An 18,544-nucleotide genomic window follows, 5' to 3' on the forward strand; every position below is an offset into this window, starting at 1 on the left:
GGGGTATGATGACGGAGCTATCGTCCGAGAGCGTGCATGGAAGCTGCGTCGCCATAAACGGTGAAGCAGTGCTGATCGAAGGGCCATCGGGCAGCGGCAAATCCGATCTGGCACTGCGTCTGATTGATCGGGGGGCCATCCTTGTCAGCGACGACTATACCTTTGTGCAACGGCACAAGGGAGCGCTTCAGGCCAGCGCACCGGCAACGATCAAGGGGCAGATGGAAGTGCGCGGGCTTGGCATCGTTCCGTTCAATTCCATCGACTCGGCTCCGCTCGCACTCATCGTTTCGATCAGTAATCAGCCGGATCGCCTGCCGCTGGAGGTCCGCCATCGTCGGCTTTGCGGTATGGAAGTGCCGCTGATCCAGTTGCCTGCGCTGGAACCGTCTGCCCCGATCAAGGTTGAACTGGCTCTGAAACATCGGTCCGAACCATAATGCCGAACAGTCCTCCCAAGGATATCCTGCTCGTCACCGGCATGTCGGGTGCAGGAAAATCGACGGTTCTGCGCACGCTGGAGGATATCGGCTGGGAAGTCGTGGATCAGTTGCCGCTGCTGCTCGTCGATCGGTTGCTCGCTACCGCACTGCCCGAAGGTGTCGACTGGGACACCCGCCCGCTTGCGCTGGGTCTGGGCACGCGCACCCGTGGTTTCGATCCCGATGCGCTGGTTCGCAAGATCAAGAATCTCCGGGAAATGCATGGGCATGATGTCGGCGTGCTGTTTCTCGATTGCAGCGGCACCGAACTGGAACGCCGTTATTCCGAAACTCGGCGCCGACACCCGCTTGGTGCCGATCGTCCCGCCAGCGACGGCATTGCCAGAGAGCGCGAACTGCTGGCGCCGCTGCGCCGGTGGGCAAACCGCCTGATCGACACGACAAGCCTTTCCGCAAACGATCTGGCGCAGAAGGTGCGGGAAACCTTTGCCACCGATTCGCTGGGCCAGCCGACTCTCTCCATTCTGTCGTTCGGCTATTCGCGCGGCCTGCCGCTCAATGCCGATCTGGTTTTCGACATGCGATTCCTGCGTAACCCGCATTGGATTGCGGAATTGCGCCCCGGCACCGGTCAGGATGCCGATGTCGCCGAGTATATCGCGCAGGATTCCGCCTACCCCGAGGCAATTGAGCGGATCGTCAGCCTGATCGAGATGCTGCTGCCACGCTATCGGGCGGAAGGAAAATCCTATGTAACCATCGCCTTTGGCTGTACCGGGGGGAGACATCGTTCCGTTCATGTCGCCGAACATATGGCCGGACGGTTGCGTAACGCGGGTTTTTCGCCCACGGTAAAGCATAGAGATCTCGGTACGGCGCCGCAGGATTCGCTTGAGGACGCGCCGACACAATGATGAATCGCTTGGGAAGCATGATTGCATGATCGGTTTGGTTCTGGTGACGCATGGCCATCTGGCTGAAGAATTCGTCACGGCCATGGAGCATGTTGTCGGGGCGCAGGAAAAGATCGCCCGGATCTGCATTGGCCCAGAAGATGATATGGAGGCGCGACGCACCGACATCGCGACCGCCATCGAGTCGGTCGATGACGGGTCGGGCGTAATCGTGCTGACCGACCTGTTCGGCGGCACCCCATCCAATCTCGCCATTTCGCTGATGGAGCCGGGACGCGTCGAAGTGATTGCCGGCATCAACCTGCCGATGCTGATCCGGCTTGGCGGTGCACGCAAGAAAATGAAGGTTGTGGACGCCGTCGCGGCCGCGCGTGAAGCAGGACGCAAATATATCTCGGTCGCGTCCGAGGTGCTGGGTGAGGCCGCTGCGTGAACCGCACCAGCCGTTCGGTCCAGATTATCAACAAGCGCGGGTTGCACGCACGCGCCAGTGCAAAGTTCGTCACGCTCGCTTCGGCGCAGCCGGTCGAAGTCTCGGTCGAAAAGGACGGCACCAGCGTTACTGGCACTTCGATCATGGGGCTGATGATGCTGGGTGCGGCGATGGGCGACGTCATCACGATCAGCGCGGAAGGCGATGGCGCCGATATGGCGATCGATGCCCTGACCTCGCTCGTTGAAGACCGGTTCGGCGAAGAATAACCTTCCGGTCCGCCATGCCCCGCGACATCACCGCCTATTCCAACCCGCTGGTTAAGCGGATGCGCACGCTGCGCGACAAGCGTCACCGCAAAGCCGAAGGACTGTTCCTGGCCGAAGGGCTGCGCATCCTCACCGAAGCGCGGGAGGCAGGGCATTTACCGCGCTATTGCTTCTTCGCCGGTGACAGCGAACAGCACCCGCTGGTGCAGGCGTTGATCGGCCCGGTCGAGGCAGGCGGAGGCGAAGCCATCCGCACCACGCCGGACATCCTTTCCAAGCTATCGGGCAAGGACAATCCCGGCGCGGTGGTCGGCGTATATGACGAACTGCCGACCGCGCTGGACCGGCTTGATCGCACAACGGCGCCGCTATGGCTGGTGGCCGAACGGCTGCGCGATCCCGGCAATCTGGGAACCATCCTGCGCACCGCCGATGCGGTCGGTGCGGGCGGGCTGATTCTGATCGACGAGTGTGTCGACCCGTTTTCGGTAGAAGCGGTGCGTGCCAGCATGGGTGCGCTGTTCACCGTGCCGTTGGCGCGGGCCGCATGGTCCGATTTCCTGCCGTGGTTACGCAGCGGTCCGGGGCAGCTTGTCGGCCTCAGCCTCGATACCGACAGCGATTATCGCGCGCCCGACTATCCGCCGCCCACCTTCCTGCTGACCGGGAACGAGGCGCAGGGAATGCCCGACAGCTTCGCCGCCGAATGCGATGTGCTGGTCAAAATCCCGATGCACGGCAAGGCCGACAGCCTGAACGCCGCCGTCGCCACCGCCGTCATGGCCTATACCGTGCTCGATCGGCAGGCGGGGTGATCAATCCTTTGGACGGTTCTGTTTGATAAATTCCAGCTCGTTTTTGGCCACCTTGCTGTCGGGGTCGTCCTTCAGGCTGTCTTGATAAGCCTTTTCCGCCTCATCCCATTTACCAAGGTCGACATAGGCAAAGCCTTCACCGCGCAACGCCCGCGCACGTTGGAATTTCTCATCTTCGGAAAATCCGGCATAGGTTTCGGCGCTTTTGTACGCGGCAAGCGACAGTTCCGGCTGTTTCAATTGCTGATAGGCAAAGCCCAGTTCGGAAAAAAACTGCGAATGCATCGGCGCAAGTTCGGTCGCGCGTTTCAGCGGCGCCACGGCTTCGGCGAACTTGCCCTGCCCGTTCAGTGCAAATCCCTTGATCCAGAGCGCCATGCACCCGCTATCGTTCAGGACAAGGGTATCGCGTTTCGGCTTCATCGACTGGCCAAGCGTCGCATATACCAGTGCTTCGGTCATATTCGGCCCGCAAAATACCAGCCGCTTCTCCGCTGCGATATCCTTGTCGAGATGCGCAATAACCGGTTCGACCAACGTGATTGCCTTGTCGGGCTGGCTGGCCCTGATCGCCGTAATCGCGGCGTCCACCGCCTTGCTGTCCGGATCCTGCGCCTTCTCTCCGGCAACGATCTGATTTTGTCCTGCGACACCCGGTGTCGCGGCCAACAGCGCCAGAATCCCCACAATCAGCATATTCCCCTCCCCCTGTTCGTTGTTACTCGGCAGCTTCCTCCCGATCGTCGCTCACCGCCAGTTTGGTCAGCGGGCGTGCCGATTGTTCGACCATCGGCAGACTGTCGAGGCTCTTGCCGCCGGTATCGACGTTCAACGTCTCGAACCGCCGTGCCGACGTCATGACCTGCGACTCCATGCTGCCGACGAAGCTGTTATACGCCCCCATCGCGGTTTCGAGGTTCTTGCCCAGTTTCGAAACATGGCCGCCCATAGTGTAGAGCCGCGCGTGCAGTTCCTTGCCCAGTTCGGCGATCTGCCGCGCCTCGCCGGCCAGCTTCTCCTGACGCCAGACCGCGGCAACGGTGCGCGCAATCGCAATCAGGTTGGTCGGCGTTGCGATCAGCACCCGGCGATCGAACGCATAGTCCCAAAGCTCCGGCTCATGTTCCAGCGCGGCGGACAGGAAATGCTCGCCCGGCACGAACATGATGACGTAATCGGGCGTGTCGTCGAACTGGTTCTGATACGCCTTGGCCCCCAGCGCGTTGATATGGTTCTTCATCGACGCGACATGCGCCGCCATGAACGCGGCGCGTTCGGCCTCATCCACCGCGCCGTGCGCGTCCTGATAGGCGTTCAGCGACACCTTGGCGTCGATCACCAGACTGCGCCCGCCCGGCACCTTGACGATGGCGTCGGGACGCAGCCTGCCGCCCTCGGTATCGACGCTCACTTCCATCTGGAAATCGGTATGTTCGGCCAGGCCGCAGGTTTCGAGCACGTTGCGCAACTGCTGCTCGCCCCATCGTCCGCGTGCCTTGGGCGCCGACCGCAAGGCGTTGGAAAGCTTCGCCGCTTCGCTGCGCACCGATTCCTGCCCGATCCGCATTTCGCTGATCACGCCTTTCAGGTCGCCATAGGCTTCCTGCCGCTCCTTCTCGACCTTCGAAATCGACTCCTCATAGCGTTTAAGCGTGTCCTGCACCGGCGCCAGCAACGCCTTCAGCTTCGCCTCATTCGCCTTGCCCTCTTCGCTGAACCGGTCGTTTGCGCGCGCCAGAAAGCTTTTCTGCGCCTCGCCCAGCAGATGCGTGGCGACCTCACGAAACTGGCCGGCCATCGCCTCTCGAGCATCCTTGAACTCGGTCAGTCGGTCCTCGAACGCCCCGGCCTTCGCCTTCAGGTCGGCAAGTTCCAGCCGCGCCGCATCGCGTTCGTCGCGCAGCCGTTCTTCCACGTCACGCAGCCGCCCGACCTCATTCGCCTGCTCCTGCGCGCGGGCCAGATCGGTGATCGCCGCCTTGAAATCCTCGGTACGCGCATCGCGTTCGGCGCGCATCGCCGCCACGCCGCGATTGCCCAGAAACCAGCCGATGGCCAGCCCTGCGGCCATGGCGATAATGATGGCGACCAGTTCCAGCGTCAAAACAATCCCTCCCGAAATCCCCGATCAATGCCTGTCGCTTTCGCACAGACACGGTTTGGGAACATAGGCGGAACGATCCGGTTAGGACAGCCCTAAATCGGTTTTTACGATGACTGGTGAATACGACCGGACAGGACGTCCGAAGGCATGGCGTCAGGCCGCTGCCTTACGCGCCTTTTGCAGCCTTTTCATAATCATCTGCCGTTTCAGCCGCGACAGGTGGTCGAGAAAGACAATACCGTTCAGATGGTCCATTTCATGCTGAAGACAGGTGGCCAGCAATCCTTCAAGCTGCTCTTCATGCACCTTCCCGTCCTCATCCATCCAGCGCGCGGTACAGGTGGCGGGACGCTCGACTTCGGCGAACTGCTCTGGGACCGACAGGCAGCCCTCCTTGTAGATGTTCATCGCCTCATCGGTGTCGAGGATTTCGGGATTGATGAACACCATCGGCTCGCGGATCGGCTTGCCGTCCTCATCCTCTTCTTCCTGAAGGTCCATCACCAGCACGCGCTTCGCCACGCCGACCTGAATGGCGGCAAGGCCGATGCCGGGCGCATCGTACATGGTTTCGAACATATCGGCGATCAGTTGACGCAGTTCGTCGTCCACCGTCTCGACAGGGTCGGAAACGATCTTCAGCCGCGGATCGGGTACCTCGATAATCGGAAGAATGGCCATGTCGTAAATTTAGGAATTTCGCCGCCACAGGTCAATTACCGCGACAAAGACGAAATTTCGATCAGACTGAACGCCCGGTTCATCCCAGCGGGCGACGCGCGCGCAACGCCTGCGCCAGCGTGCCTTCATCAAGATAGTCGAGTTCACCCCCGACCGGCAGGCCGTGGGCAAGCTGCGTCACCCGCACCGGAAAACGCTCGATCCGCTCGGCGACGTAATGCGCCGTGGTCTGCCCTTCCAGCGTCGCATTCATGGCCAGCACCACTTCGTCGATACCGCCCGCCTCCACCCGGCGAATCAGCGAATCGATGGTCAGGTCTTCCGGCCGCACGCCATCCAGCGCCGACAACCGCCCGCCCAGCACGTGAAACTTGCCGGGAAACAGCCGCGAACGCTCCAGCGCCCACAGGTCGGCGACCTCCTCCACCACACAGATCGAGCGACCGTCGCGGCGGGGATCGGCACAAACTCCGCATGGGTCGGTGGTATCGACATTGCCGCAAACACTGCACGTCGCCAGCGTCTCGCTGACCACGCCCAGCGCCTTTAACAGCGGCTCCAGCGCGGTTTCCCGCCGTTTGATAAGGTGCAGCACCGCACGCCGCGCCGATCGCGGACCAAGGCCGGGAAGCCGCGCCAGCGCCTGAGTCAGCGTTTCGATTTCGGAAGAAGCCATGACAGATTGGATAGATAGGGGGTTGCATAGGCTTCTGCCAAGCGGTTGAGAGCATTCCATGAGAGTGATTTTCATGGGAACGCCCGAATTCGCGGTACCGGTGCTCAACGCGGTGGTGGCCGCCGGGCATGATGTCGTTGCGGCATACAGCCAGCCGCCACGCCGGTCGGGTCGCGGTAAGAAGCTCCATCCCTCCCCGGTTCATGCCCGCGCCGAACTGCTCGGCATTCCGGTATTCACGCCCCCGACCCTGCGCGATGAGGCAGAACAGGCACGGTTTGCCGGGTTCAATGCGGATGTCGCCGTGGTCGCGGCCTATGGTCTGTTACTGCCGCGCGCGGTTCTCGCCGCGCCCCGTCTGGGATGCCTCAACGTCCATGCCTCGCTCCTGCCGCGCTGGCGTGGTGCGGCCCCGATCCAGCGCGCAATTCTGGCTGGCGATGGCGAAACCGGCGTCGGCATCATGCAGATGGAGGCGGGACTCGACACCGGGCCGGTACGACTGGAAGGGCGCACCCCCATCGGCGGCAAGACGGCGGGCGACCTGACCCGCGAACTGTCGGACCTTGGCGCGCGGCTGATGATCGAGGTGCTGGCCGATCCCGATGCCTATCCGCCGGTGGCGCAGGCCGAAACCGGCGTCACCCAGGCGCCGAAGATCGACAAGGCGGAGGCTCGGCTGAACTTCGCGCAACCGGCGGGAGCGGTGGAGCGGCAGATACGTGCCTTCAACCCCGCTCCCGGCGCCTTTTTGGAAATCGCCGGGGAGCGTATCCGCGTCCATTCCGCCGAAATCGCTGAAGGCGGCGGCACACCCGGCACAGTGCTGGACGATGCCCTCACCATCGCTTGCGAAACCGGCGCGATCCGCCCGAAAACTGTGCAACGCGCGGGCCGTGGCGTCATGGCGGCGGAGGACCTGCTGCGCGGTTTCCCGATTCCTGCGGGTACGCAATTGACGTGACCCGCTTCGCGCTCACCATCGAATATGACGGTCGCCCCTTCATGGGCTGGCAACGACAGGACCATGGTCCCAGCGTGCAGCAGGCGATCGAGGAGGCGATCGCGCGGATCACCGGCGAAACCGTTCTGGTCTACGCCTCAGGCCGCACCGATTCAGGCGTCCATGCGCTGGCGATGCGCGCGCATGTCGATATTGAAAAGCCGATAGCACCCTTTCGACTGATGGAGGCGATCAATGCGGTCGTGCGCCCCGATCCTGTGGCGATCCTCGCGTGCGAACAGGTGGCCGACCACTGGCACGCCCGCTTCTCCTGCATCGCGCGCCATTACGAATATCGCATCGTCAATCGTCGTGCGCCGCTGACCTGGGAAGCAGGGCTGGCATGGCGACTGGCACAGCCGCTGGATGCGCAAGCCATGCAGGCGGGCGCGAAGCGGCTGATCGGGCGGCATGACTTCACCACCTTTCGCTCGGTCCATTGTCAGGCGGACAGCCCGCTGCGGACGCTCGACCGGCTGGACGTCGTGCGTACCGGCGACCGGATCAGCGTTTTCGCCTCCGCGCGATCCTTTCTGCATCATCAGGTCCGCTCGATGGTCGGCTGTCTGGCACAGGTCGGGCTGGGCAAATGGACGCCCGACGATATGACCGCAGCGCTGGAAGCACGCGACCGCACCGCCCTCGCGCTCAACGCCCCATCGGACGGACTATATTTCCTACGCGCGGATTATTCGGACGACTGACGCCGGAAGCTGGTGGCAAGCTCGACATGGGTCGACCAGCGGAACTGCCCCACCGGCTGCACCCATTCCAGCATATAGCCGCCTTCACATAATATCGCGGCATCGCGTGAAAAGGTACTGGGATTACAGGATATATAGGCGATACGCGGCATCGCATCCGCCAGATTGCGCATTTGTTCCTGCGCACCCGCACGGGGCGGGTCCAGAATGACCGCATCGAAGCGGTTCAGCTCCTCCACCGTCAGCGGACGGCGATACAGGTCGCGATGATCGGTGAACACCGGGCGCTGCGCGGCATTGGCCGCCGCTTTCAACGACATCACCGCATCGCGCGACGCCTCGGCGGCATACACCTTGGTCTTCGGCGCATGGATCAGGCTGAGCGTGCCCAGCCCCGCAAACAGATCGGCCACGGTCGCAGCGCCTTCGCAAATCCCGCGTGCCGCTGAGGACAGCGCATCCTGGCCCTCCTGTGTCGCCTGCAAAAACGCGCCCGGCGGCAGTGCGACCGGCACCCCGCCCAGCGTCACCGTCACCGGGTCCGGTTCCCAGCGCGGTTCCGGCCCCAGCCCTTCGTCGATTGTCAGCCGCGCCAGATTGTGCCGCGCTGCAAAGCTGGTCAGCGCTTCGGCATTGGCCAGCCCGTCGGCCTCAACACCTTTGATGAGGATGTCCGCGCCCTGATCGGCCAGTGTCAGATGAATATCGGCGCGGCGGCTGCGCGGCAGCATGGCGGCAAGCAGCCCACGCAGCGGCTGCAACAGCGCGAACAGGTCCGGGTGCAGGATTTCACACTGATACACGTCCACCAGCCGGTGGCTCTTGCTCTCGGTAAAACCCAGCAGCACCTGACGCCCGCGCCGTTCGGCGTGCAGCGTGGCGCGGCGGCGCGTTTTCGGCGGCGACAGAATGGGCGCGCGGATTTCCGTGCTCAACCCGTGCTGGGCCAGCGCACTCGCCACACGGTCGTGCAGATAGGTCGCATAGCTGGCATCATCCAGATGTTGCAGCGTGCATCCCCCGCATTCGGGAAAGTGGCGGCAAGGCGGCTCACGATGGTGCGGCCCGCGCGTGATGCCGCCATCCGCGCGCAAGCGATCGCCCGGCGCAGTCAGCGGCTGGTGACGCCCATCGCTGGCGATACCGTCACCTCGCGCGGCAATGCCGACAATCTCGCTACCCTCACTCATCGACATTCTCCCAGCGCAACCGGCACCTGCGCGATCAGGTCGTCGGCTGCAAAGGCCGGACCGGCAAGCTGCGCGGCGCGTCCATGCAGCCAAATCGCGCCCGCAATAGCGTCCATCCCACCGACCGCAAGCCGTGCTCCGCATAGCCCCGCCAGGACATCGCCCGTCCCCGCAGTCGAAAGCCAGCGCGATCCGTTGGCGGCGACCACGGCCCGCCCGTCCGGCCAGGCTATCACTGTATCCGGTCCCTTGTGCACGATTACCGCACCCGACCGCCGCGCCGCTTCCCGCGTAACCGACAGCTTGCCGCCATCGCCGGAAAACATCCGCGAAAACTCACCCGCATGCGGTGTCAGAACGGTCGCCGCTTTCCGCCGGTACAGACGTTCAGCCGCCGCCTCGCCCAGCATCGTCAGCGCATCGCCGTCCAGAACAAGCGGATGCTCACTATCCAGCGCCGCCTCCATCCGTGCACGACTCTCCGCATCCCGGCCCAGCCCCGGCCCGATCACCAGCGCGGCAATCCGCTCGTCCTCCAGCAGCGTGGCGAGCGAATCCGCATTTGCGGCCTTGCGAAACACCAGGGCATCCGGGCCACGATCCGGCTGATTTGCGCCCGCCAGCATCACATAGCCCGCGCCGCCATGCAGCGCCGATCGTGCGGCCAGCCGGGATGCTCCCGGCATTGCCCCTTCAACCACCAGCACCAGCCCGCGGCTGTATTTGTGACTGTCGCGCGCGGGCGCGGCCTGCTCCGGCTGGGCGATACTGTGGCAATCAGAAGCGCAGGGAATACCGATATCGGCATATATCACATGCCCGCTCGCGATCAGCCCCGCCCCCAGCACATGCCCCGGTTTGAGCGCACCCAGCGCTACCGTCACATCCATATGAGCAGCGCCCAGATCCGCACCATCGTCGGTGCCGACTCCCGAAGGCAGATCAATCGCAATCGAAAATTCAGAATGTTTTACAAGATAATGGAGCAATTCTCTGACATCATCAGACAAGGTGCGCGACATACCGGTTCCAAACAGGCCATCGACCAGTACCGCGCGCGGTTCCGCATCCTGCAACGCTACGGTCGGCCCGTCCCAGCGCTGGCGCATGGTTTCCGCCGCCCCCTTGCGCTCCCCGCCCAGTGCGGCGACGGTAACATCCAGCCCCCGTTCTGCCAGCAAGCGGGCGACGACATACGCATCGCCACCGTTATTGCCCGGCCCGGCAAGCACGAGCACCGCCCGCCCCTTTGCAAAGCGCAAAGCCTCCCTCGCAACTGCGGCACCAGCGCGTTCCATCAGCTCATCCTGCGCAACGCCTGCAACGAAACAGGCCTGTTCGGCCGCGCGCATGGCCTCGGCCGTCAGGATGGGAACACCCGAAGGGATACGTTGCGTCATGACGCCAATTTGCTCAACGGCGTCGGCAGGCGGTAGCGTGCGCCACCGATTACCACCTCGATTTGGCCATTGCTCAACACCGTCGCTTTCGCCGGCTCCGCTCCGTCGGCGGCGGTCACGCTGTTCCCATCCTGCGTGACAAGCAGGCGATGAAAACTGCCATCCGGCTGACGCACGGTCAGCACCGTGCCCTGATCGGTAGTGGTGGAATCAACGGTACAGTCGGGTATGAAACCATCACTGCCCGCCGGGGAGCAGGCGATATGCTCACCCTTATCCCTCGGCGGTTGCGACGTCCCGTTATTGCCGTTCGAAATCCCCTGCCCGCACCCGGCAAGGGCAAGCGACAGGATGGTAATCAGTCCGAGATCAGATATCCGCATAGACATGGGTTTCAGCGCGTGCTCCGGGATGCGTCACCGCCCCCTTACAGGCTGAACCCACATTTTGCGAATAGCGCCATAGCGCGCCTGCCTGATAATCGTTCTGAAGCGGTTTCCAGTTGGCCTTGCGCTCAGCCAGCACTGCTTCCGCCACGTCCAGATCGATGGTTCCAGCCTCGGCATCGATGCGAATCATATCTCCGTCCTCGATCAGCGCGATCGGGCCGCCATCCGCCGCCTCAGGGCCGACATGACCGATACAGAAGCCGCGCGTGCCGCCCGAAAAGCGGCCGTCGGTGATCAGCGCAACCTTCTCACCCATGCCCTGACCATAGAGCGCAGCGGTGGTCGCCAGCATCTCCCGCATACCGGGACCGCCCTTCGGCCCTTCATAGCGGATGACGATCACCGATCCTTCAGCGATGTCGCGATTCTCAACCGCGCGGAATGCGTCTTCTTCGCATTCGAATACCCGCGCCGGACCTTCGAACTGCAATCGCTTCATCCCCGCCACCTTCACGATCGCGCCATCGGGCGCCAGCGACCCTTTCAGGCCGACCACGCCGCCGGTCGGCGACAGCGGCGTCTGGATATCGTAAATCACCTTCTGATCGGGGTTCCAGGTAACTTCATCGATATTCTCGCCCAGCGTCTTGCCGGTCACGGTCATGCAATCGCCGTTCAGATACCCCCCCGCCAGCATCGTCTTCATCAGCATATAAACGCCGCCGGCTTCATACATATCCTTGGCGACATACTTGCCACCGGGTTTCAGGTCAGCGATGTAAGGGGTTGATTTAAATATCTCCGCCACGTCGAACAGGTCGAACTCGATTCCTGCTTCATTGGCCATGGCGGGCAAATGCAGCGCACCGTTGGTCGAACCGCCGGTGGCGGCCACCACGCGCGCGGCATTGATGAACGCTTCGCGCGTACAGATGTCGCGTGGCCGGATATTCTTCTCCAACAGGTTCATCACCTGCTCACCCGCCGCTACCGCGATTTCCGCGCGGCTCTGATAGGGCGCGGGCACCATGTTGGAGTTGGGCAGCGATAATCCGATCGCCTCACCCACGCACGCCATGGTGTTGGCGGTAAACTGCCCCCCGCACGCACCATGTCCGGGGCAGGCGACTTTTTCCAGCTCGATCAGTTCCTGCAACGGACAATTGCCCGATGCGTGCTGGCCCACCGCTTCGAACACATCGACGACCGTGACGTCATGATCGTGGAACCGACCCGGCAGGATCGATCCGCCATAGACGAAGATCGACGGGATATTCAGGCGGAGCATTGCCATCATCATCCCCGGCAGCGACTTGTCGCACCCGGCAAAGCCGACCAGCGCATCATAGCAGTGGCCGCGCACCGAAAGCTCGACCGAGTCGGCGATCACCTCACGACTGACCAGCGAGGATTTCATCCCCTGATGCCCCATGGCGATGCCGTCGGTCACGGTAATCGTGTTGAACCGGCGCGGCATTCCGCCGCCTGCTTCCACTCCGGCACGCGCCGCATCAGCCTGCGCGTTCAGCGTGGTATTGCACGGCGCGCTGTCGTTACCGGCGCTGGCGAGCGCGACGAAGGGGCGTGCGATTTCCTCTTCGCTCAGCCCCATCGCATAATAATAGCTGCGGTGCGGCGCTTTTTCAGGCCCGACCGAAACGTGACGGCTGGGCAGGCGGGATTTATCAAAGCTTTTGGTCATAACGGCGACAGCCTATGTCGCGGATGGCACCTCGAACGCAAGACTATTACGCACGTTGCTCAACATATCGGACAAAATGTCACACCAGCGGGCAATTCCGGCAGCATCCGATATCAGATCATTGCGCACCTCGATCGACAGACACGGAATGCCTTTCGCCTCGCCATGCCGGTTGAGGGTCGCGTTCAGCAAACGGCCAGAATAGGGTTCATTGTCCCCCACCGTCAGCCCCTGTTCCACCAGCGCGCGGATGGCAGGGCGCGCCGCGCGATCGTCGCGGTTATACAGGATACCGACCTGCCAGGGTCGATCCGCTCCGCCGGTTTCCAGACATGGGGTAAAACTGTGAACCGCCGCGATCATCCGCGGACGATGCGAACGAATCATCGAATCAATCGCATCGTGATAGGGGGCATAGAACCGGGCAATCCGATCGTCCCGGTCTGCTCTGACATTCCCCGGAATTGCATGCCCGTCGCTGATTGTCGGGATCAGGCCCGCATGATCCGGTTCGCGGTGCAGGTCGATCACCAGCCGCGACACCGTCGCCAGAACCGCAGGAGAGCCCAGTCGCTTTGCCAGACAGCGGGTCAGGGCACCCGCGCCGATATCGACCGCAATATGCTTGCGCATTACATCCAGTCCGACCTTCAGGTCGATACGCGGCGGCACCCGGTCGGAAGCATGATCGCACAGCAACAGGATATCGCTCTGCCCGTCGATGAATTCCGCCAACTCCAACTGCATCAGCGCCGCTTCCTCGCATGAAATGCCGCCAGCCGCTCGCCGAATTCTGCACTGGCAAAGCGCGCATCGAACGCCGCGTCGGTATGGGAAGCGCCGGGATCGCGCCACACCCCTTTCAGAGCGCGCAATGCTTCGGGAGCATTCGCGGCAATCGTCCCCGCCAGAGCGACAGCCGCTGATTCCGCTTCGACCGAATAGAGATCCGCTAATCCTCGCCGCACCGCCGTTTCGGCATCGACAGGCGCTCCGGCAAACAACATCTGCGCGGCAAAGCCCGGCCCGACCGCAGCTTTCAGTCGCGCGACGTCGCTGCCCGGATAGCTCAACCCCAGTTTAGCGGGAGTCGTTGCGAACACCGCGCCTTCTCCCGCCACGCGGATGTCGCACGCCAGGACCAGCGCGACCGCTGCGCCATAGCAGCCGCCATCGACCGCCGCGATCACCGGCATGGGCAGCGCCGCAACCGCTTCTATTCCGGCTGCCATGGTTTCGCGAAAGACGCGGCACTGGCCCGCATTGCTTCGTAAGGCGTCAAATTCACCAATATCCGCCCCTGCCGAGAAGATTCCCTCCGCCGACGAATACAGCAGCACGACCCGCGCATCGCTGTCCGCGATTTGCGCGCAACATTGCCGCAGGTCGGCCCAGCCGGTCATGGATATGGCATTGCGCGCACCGGCACGGGCGATCCGCAAGCGGGCGATTTGGTCGGCAAGCGTCCAGCTAAACATCACGACTGCCCATGCCGCAGCGCAGCAGTTTTGTCACGACCTGTCGGGAAAAGAGGGGGGTGGCGTCCGCGCGAACGCGGAAGGCCACCCACGGACGTCATGCCCCTTGCACTCGATCCGCTCCACCGAGTCGCAGCATGAACCATGCCAGTCGAAAAATCCCTGATTTTCCGCGGCTTCAGAATCGCTTGAATCCCGTTTTGGGGCATGCACCTGTCACACGAGTGCCGTTTCGAGACACCACCAGCCGGGTTCCGTCACCCGGACCCTTTCGGCGGCTGCATCGCGGGCCGCAATATTCTGGAACAGGGCAAAGCATGTCGCCCCCGACCCCGACATGCGCACCAGGGTCGCGCCCGGCTGCGCCTCCAGCAGGGTCAGTACCGCAGCCACTTCAGGGGCCAGCGCGATCGCGGGAGACTGCAAATCATTGCGTCCCAGACCCGCAGCGTCGAGCAAAGACATATCCGTAGCGATGCCACCGCGATCCACCCGGCCCCACCGCCCAAAGACGGCGGGCGTTGATACGGCCACACCGGGATTAACCAGCAACACCGGCACTCCCGGCGCTCCCTCAATCGGCATCAGTGCTTCACCACGCCCGCGCCCGATCGCAGTGGTGCTGAGCAGGCAGGCCGGAACGTCCGACCCCAGCGCGTCCGCGCACCGCATCAGCGCAGGGTCGTCAGAGCTGACGCCATGCAAGCGCGCCAGTGCGCGCAGGGTTGCCGCCGCATCCGCCGAGCCGCCGCCCATACCCGATGCCACCGGCAAATTCTTTTCAAGCCTGATCGCAACGGGTTTCCGGACGCCGAATGCTTCACGAAACCGGTCGCGGGCGCGCAGTACCAGATTATCGCCCTCCCCGGCCAATGCAGGTGCGAACGGACCGGTCACGGCAAACGCATCCTCCGCCGCTTTCTCGATCGTCAAAACGTCGCCGTCGGCAACGAAGGCAAACAGGGTTTCCAGCTCATGATAGCCATCCGTCCGGCGAGCACGGACGTGCAGCGCCAGATTGATCTTGGCACGGGCGGCCTCGACAATCGCCACGCCTAGCTCTCCGGCAAGCCGTTGGCGATCTTGTCGGCAAGCTGCGTCGCCTCTTCACCATCGGAGAAAACGGCTGCCGCACGCCAGGCATAACGCGCTTCGAAATAGCGTCCGGTGCGCCAATAGGTATCGCCGAGATGGTCGTTGATCGTGACGCTTGCAGGGCTGTCCTGCGACGCCTTTTCCAGCAACGGCAACGCTTTGCCGTACTCGCCGCGTTTGTAATATGCCCAGGCGAGCGAGTCCGTGATCGACGGGTCACCGGGCCGCAGCTTGTCGGCGCGCTGCAAGAGCTTCAGCGCTTCGTCGAGATTTTCCCCACGCTCCACCTGCGCATAGCCCAGATAATTGAGCGCTACCGGTTCATCCGGCGCCATCTGTACCACGCGTTGCAGGATCGGCAGCGCCTGTGCCCAGTCGCCTGCCTGTTCCAGCGCCCCGCCGCGCTGCAAATAGAGCGACCAGCCCGCATCGGAACCGGCCATGTCGATGGCCCGCTGATAAGCCGCCGCGGCTTCCTTATATCGCTCCTCGGAAGCCAGAAAATTCGCATAGTCGCGAACATCATCGACATCCGCATTGTCCGCATCGGCCAGTTTACGCGACAGGGCAAGCGCGGCATCGGTCTGATTCGCCCGACGCAACACCGAAACATGCGCTTCCTGTGCTTCACGGTAAAAGGCGCTGTCACCACTGATCTGATTGAGCAGCCCTTCTGCCAGCGCCGTATCACCATCGCGCGACAGCGCACTGGCCAGCGAAAGGCGCGCGCGATCATAGTGCGGGTCGAGCAGTAATGCCGAGCGGTCGAGCGTAACCACCAGCGGCAGCAGCCGGTCATCCTCCAGACTGCCCGCCAGTTCGCCATACAGCCGCGCAATGCCGAATGCCGCATCGACCTTCGCCGGCTTCGGCAAATGGGCGCGCAGTCCGACCATTTGCGGGTCATCCCCCGCCAGAATGGCCCTGGCAGCATCATGCTGCCCCTTGGCGGCGAGCAGTTCGGTTGCATTCAACCGCAGATCCAGATTGCCGCGATCGGCCGCCAGCAGTGGTTGCAACGCCAGCATTCCCGCGTCGGTCTTCCCCTGCGCAATCAGTAGCAGCGCCTTGTGCTCTTCCGCAAAATGCCGCCCCAGCGGGTTGGAGATGCTGTCCGGCTTCAGCATCGCCGCAGCATATCCCTTGCCGTGGTTCAGCGCCAGCCATGCGCGGATCACCGGCACCATGAACGCCAGAGGTCCGCCCTCAATCTGTTTCAACGCGGTACTGACGCCTGCCGTATCCCCATGCGCCAGCGCATCGGCGAGCAAAAACGCATCGCCATCCGGCGGGGCCACATTCCCCTGCTTCAGCACCGCCAATGATTGCTTCGCCAGCGCGAAATCGCCCGCCGTCAGTCCTTCGCGATAGGCGCGCGTGGCAACGACGGCACTGTCGGGCACCGCCGAAAGCGCCTTTTGATAATTCTGCGCTGCAAAACCGGCATCGCCATCGGCATCGGCCGCGCGCGCCTGAACATAGGCGGTCAGGTCCGGCGTCCGGGGGGTATCCGCCTGCGCCGGTACCGCATAGGCCAGCGCCGCCACGCCGAACCAGAAAAGCCTACATGTTCGGATAATTCGGGCCTCCACCGCCTTCCGGAACCACCCAGTTGATGTTCTGGGTCGGGTCCTTGATGTCACACGTCTTGCAATGCACGCAATTCTGCGCGTTGATCTGAAAACGCGGATTGCCCTCATCGGCTCCCACAATTTCGTACACGCCAGCCGGGCAATAGCGCTGCGCCGGCTCGTCGTACATGGGAAGATCATATTTTACCGGAATATCCGGGTCTTTGAGGGTCAGATGAACCGGCTGATCCTCGGCATGGTTGGTATTCGACAGGAATACCGACGACAATCGGTCGAACGTCAGTTCATTGTCGGGCTTGGGATAATCGATCGGTTGGACCTGATCCTTTTTGACCAGACTTTCATGATCGGGCTTGTGCGCCATCGTATAGGGCATGCGGATGCCCCAATGTTCCAGCCACATGTTGACGCCTGCCAGGCCGGTGCCCACCGTATCGCCATATTTTTTCACCAGCGGCACCACGTTCCGCACACCGCGCAGTTCGGAATAGACCCAGCTTGCTTCATAGCGTTCGGTATAGCCGGTCAGTTCATCGCCGCCGCGATCCGCGGCAATCGCCTCGAACGCCGCTTCGGCGGCCATCATGCCGCTCTTCATCGCGGTATGCGTGCCCTTGATCCTCGGTACGTTCAGGAACCCCGCCGAACAGCCGATCAGCGCACCGCCGGGGAAGGTCAGCTTCGGCACCGATTGCCAGCCGCCGTCGTTGATCGCCCGCGCGCCATAGGAAACGCGTTTGCCGCCTTTCAGGATTTCCGCAATCGCCGGATGCGTTTTCCAGCGCTGCATCTCCTGAAACGGCGAAAGATAGGGATTGCTGTAATTCAGCCAGGTCACGAAACCCAGTGCAACCTGCCCGTTCGCCTGATGATACAGGAAACCGCCGCCGTTCGATCCCTTGGTCTCGGTCAGCGGCCAGCCCTGTGTATGGATCACCCGGCCGGGTACATGCTTGTCGGGATCGATATCCCATAGTTCCTTGATGCCCAGCCCATAAACCTGCGGCTGGCAATCCTTGCGCAGGTCGAACAATCGCATCAGTTCCTTCGACAGATGCCCACGCGCACCTTCGGCAAAGAAAGTATATCTGGCGTGGAGTTCCAGACCGGGCTGATATTCCGGCTTGTGGCTGCCGTCGCGCGCCACGCCCATATCGCCGGTTGCGACACCCTTGACCGACCCATCCTCGTTGAACAGCACTTCCGCCGCCGCAAAGCCGGGAAAAATCTCGACGCCCAGCCCCTCGGCCTGTTCGGCCAGCCAGCGGCACATATTGCCCAGCGAGCCGGTATAGGTGCCCTTGTTATGCATGAACGGCGGCAAGGCCGCATGCGGGACCGAAGACTTGCCGGTTTCGGTCAGCATCCAGTGGTGATTCTCAACGACCGGTGTTTCGGCCATCGGACAACCGGTATCGCGCCAGTCGGGCAACAGTTCGTCCAGCGCCTTCGGATCGACCACCGCACCCGACAGGATATGCGCGCCGACTTCCGACCCTTTTTCCAATATGCAGACCGAAAGCTCGCGTCCGGCTTCATTGGCGAGTTGCTTCAACCGGATCGCCGCCGAAAGCCCTGCCGGACCGGCGCCGACGATCACGATGTCATAGGGCATCGAATCGCGTTCGCTCATTGTATTCTCTCCTTCCGGCACGT

At 62.8% G+C, this 18,544-nt stretch carries 20 protein-coding genes; 7 read left to right on the forward strand and 13 right to left on the reverse strand.

The window, feature by feature from the left end:
- Positions 1–5: 5 nt before the first annotated feature.
- Genes FHR23_RS08975 through FHR23_RS08995 form a run of 5 tightly spaced genes read left to right on the forward strand, consistent with a single transcriptional unit; the run spans position 6 to position 2,874 of the window.
- A complete protein-coding gene (locus FHR23_RS08975) occupies positions 6–440 on the forward strand; it encodes an HPr kinase/phosphorylase (protein WP_184003015.1) in 435 nt (144 codons plus the stop codon).
- The gene (rapZ, locus tag FHR23_RS08980) at positions 440–1,357 is read left to right on the forward strand and encodes an RNase adapter RapZ (RefSeq protein ID WP_184003017.1); all 918 of its coding nucleotides are present in this window, start codon (positions 440–442) and stop codon (positions 1,355–1,357) included. The genes FHR23_RS08975 and rapZ overlap by 1 nt, the downstream gene beginning before the upstream one ends.
- A 25-nt stretch (positions 1,358–1,382) precedes the next feature.
- Complete coding sequence (locus tag FHR23_RS08985; protein WP_184003019.1) at positions 1,383–1,790, forward strand: PTS sugar transporter subunit IIA; 408 nt, start codon at positions 1,383–1,385, stop codon at positions 1,788–1,790.
- Entirely contained in the window at positions 1,787–2,059 is a 273-nt protein-coding gene (locus FHR23_RS08990) for an HPr family phosphocarrier protein (protein ID WP_184003021.1), read from the forward strand. The genes FHR23_RS08985 and FHR23_RS08990 overlap by 4 nt, the downstream gene beginning before the upstream one ends.
- A gap of 14 nt (positions 2,060–2,073) precedes the next feature.
- Positions 2,074–2,874 carry a TrmH family RNA methyltransferase gene (locus FHR23_RS08995; RefSeq protein WP_184003023.1) on the forward strand — a complete coding sequence of 267 codons (801 nt, stop codon included), beginning with the start codon at positions 2,074–2,076 and terminating at the stop codon, positions 2,872–2,874.
- On the opposite strand, the gene FHR23_RS09000 is transcribed toward FHR23_RS08995, so the two are convergent.
- From FHR23_RS09000 to recR, 4 genes are all read right to left on the reverse strand, one after another.
- Positions 2,875–3,570, reverse strand: a complete 696-nt coding sequence (locus FHR23_RS09000) for a tetratricopeptide repeat protein (protein WP_184003025.1) — start codon at positions 3,568–3,570, stop codon at positions 2,875–2,877.
- Between the two features lie 22 nt (positions 3,571–3,592).
- Positions 3,593–4,945: a DNA recombination protein RmuC gene (locus tag FHR23_RS09005; RefSeq protein WP_184003282.1), complete on the reverse strand. Its 1,353-nt coding sequence runs from the start codon at positions 4,943–4,945 to the stop codon at positions 3,593–3,595.
- A 186-nt stretch (positions 4,946–5,131) separates the two neighbouring features.
- A complete protein-coding gene (def, locus tag FHR23_RS09010) occupies positions 5,132–5,659 on the reverse strand; it encodes a peptide deformylase (protein WP_184003027.1) in 528 nt (175 codons plus the stop codon).
- 79 nt (positions 5,660–5,738) lie between these two features.
- Positions 5,739–6,335: a recombination mediator RecR gene (gene recR / locus FHR23_RS09015; RefSeq protein WP_184003029.1), complete on the reverse strand. Its 597-nt coding sequence runs from the start codon at positions 6,333–6,335 to the stop codon at positions 5,739–5,741.
- Between the two features lie 58 nt (positions 6,336–6,393).
- On the opposite strand from recR, the gene fmt reads away from it, so the two are divergent.
- Entirely contained in the window at positions 6,394–7,299 is a 906-nt protein-coding gene (gene fmt, locus FHR23_RS09020) for a methionyl-tRNA formyltransferase (RefSeq protein ID WP_184003031.1), read from the forward strand.
- Positions 7,296–8,042, forward strand: coding sequence for a tRNA pseudouridine(38-40) synthase TruA (gene truA, locus FHR23_RS09025; RefSeq protein ID WP_184003033.1), 747 nt, complete (start codon positions 7,296–7,298; stop codon positions 8,040–8,042). Before fmt ends, truA begins: the two co-directional genes overlap by 4 nt.
- Here the strand turns inward: truA and FHR23_RS09030 are convergent.
- The 9 genes from FHR23_RS09030 to FHR23_RS09070 form a co-directional block, all read right to left on the reverse strand.
- Positions 8,027–9,232: a class I SAM-dependent RNA methyltransferase gene (locus FHR23_RS09030; RefSeq protein ID WP_184003035.1), complete on the reverse strand. Its 1,206-nt coding sequence runs from the start codon at positions 9,230–9,232 to the stop codon at positions 8,027–8,029. The genes truA and FHR23_RS09030 overlap by 16 nt on opposite strands.
- Positions 9,229–10,632 carry an NAD(P)H-hydrate dehydratase gene (locus FHR23_RS09035; protein ID WP_221227434.1) on the reverse strand — a complete coding sequence of 468 codons (1,404 nt, stop codon included), beginning with the start codon at positions 10,630–10,632 and terminating at the stop codon, positions 9,229–9,231. Before FHR23_RS09035 ends, FHR23_RS09030 begins: the two co-directional genes overlap by 4 nt.
- Positions 10,629–11,015, reverse strand: coding sequence for a hypothetical protein (locus FHR23_RS09040; protein WP_221227435.1), 387 nt, complete (start codon positions 11,013–11,015; stop codon positions 10,629–10,631). Before FHR23_RS09040 ends, FHR23_RS09035 begins: the two co-directional genes overlap by 4 nt.
- The gene (gene ilvD / locus FHR23_RS09045) at positions 11,002–12,723 is read right to left on the reverse strand and encodes a dihydroxy-acid dehydratase (protein ID WP_184003036.1); all 1,722 of its coding nucleotides are present in this window, start codon (positions 12,721–12,723) and stop codon (positions 11,002–11,004) included. Before ilvD ends, FHR23_RS09040 begins: the two co-directional genes overlap by 14 nt.
- A 12-nt stretch (positions 12,724–12,735) precedes the next feature.
- Positions 12,736–13,464, reverse strand: coding sequence for an N-formylglutamate amidohydrolase (locus FHR23_RS09050; RefSeq protein ID WP_425506359.1), 729 nt, complete (start codon positions 13,462–13,464; stop codon positions 12,736–12,738).
- Between the two features lie 5 nt (positions 13,465–13,469).
- On the reverse strand, positions 13,470–14,201 hold the full coding sequence (locus FHR23_RS09055) for an enoyl-CoA hydratase/isomerase family protein (protein ID WP_184003039.1): 732 nt from the start codon (positions 14,199–14,201) through the stop codon (positions 13,470–13,472).
- A gap of 216 nt (positions 14,202–14,417) precedes the next feature.
- Positions 14,418–15,254 (reverse strand): 4-(cytidine 5'-diphospho)-2-C-methyl-D-erythritol kinase, encoded by an 837-nt coding sequence (locus tag FHR23_RS09060; protein ID WP_184003041.1) that lies wholly within the window; start codon positions 15,252–15,254, stop codon positions 14,418–14,420.
- A 2-nt stretch (positions 15,255–15,256) separates the two neighbouring features.
- Positions 15,257–16,843, reverse strand: coding sequence for a tetratricopeptide repeat protein (locus FHR23_RS09065; RefSeq protein ID WP_184003043.1), 1,587 nt, complete (start codon positions 16,841–16,843; stop codon positions 15,257–15,259).
- 16 nt (positions 16,844–16,859) lie between these two features.
- Complete coding sequence (locus tag FHR23_RS09070; protein WP_184003045.1) at positions 16,860–18,521, reverse strand: electron transfer flavoprotein-ubiquinone oxidoreductase; 1,662 nt, start codon at positions 18,519–18,521, stop codon at positions 16,860–16,862.
- Between the last annotated feature and the right edge of the window lie 23 nt (positions 18,522–18,544).

This window comes from Stakelama sediminis, from assembly GCF_014199335.1.
Taxonomy (GTDB): Bacteria; Pseudomonadota; Alphaproteobacteria; order Sphingomonadales; family Sphingomonadaceae; genus Sphingomonas; species Sphingomonas sediminis.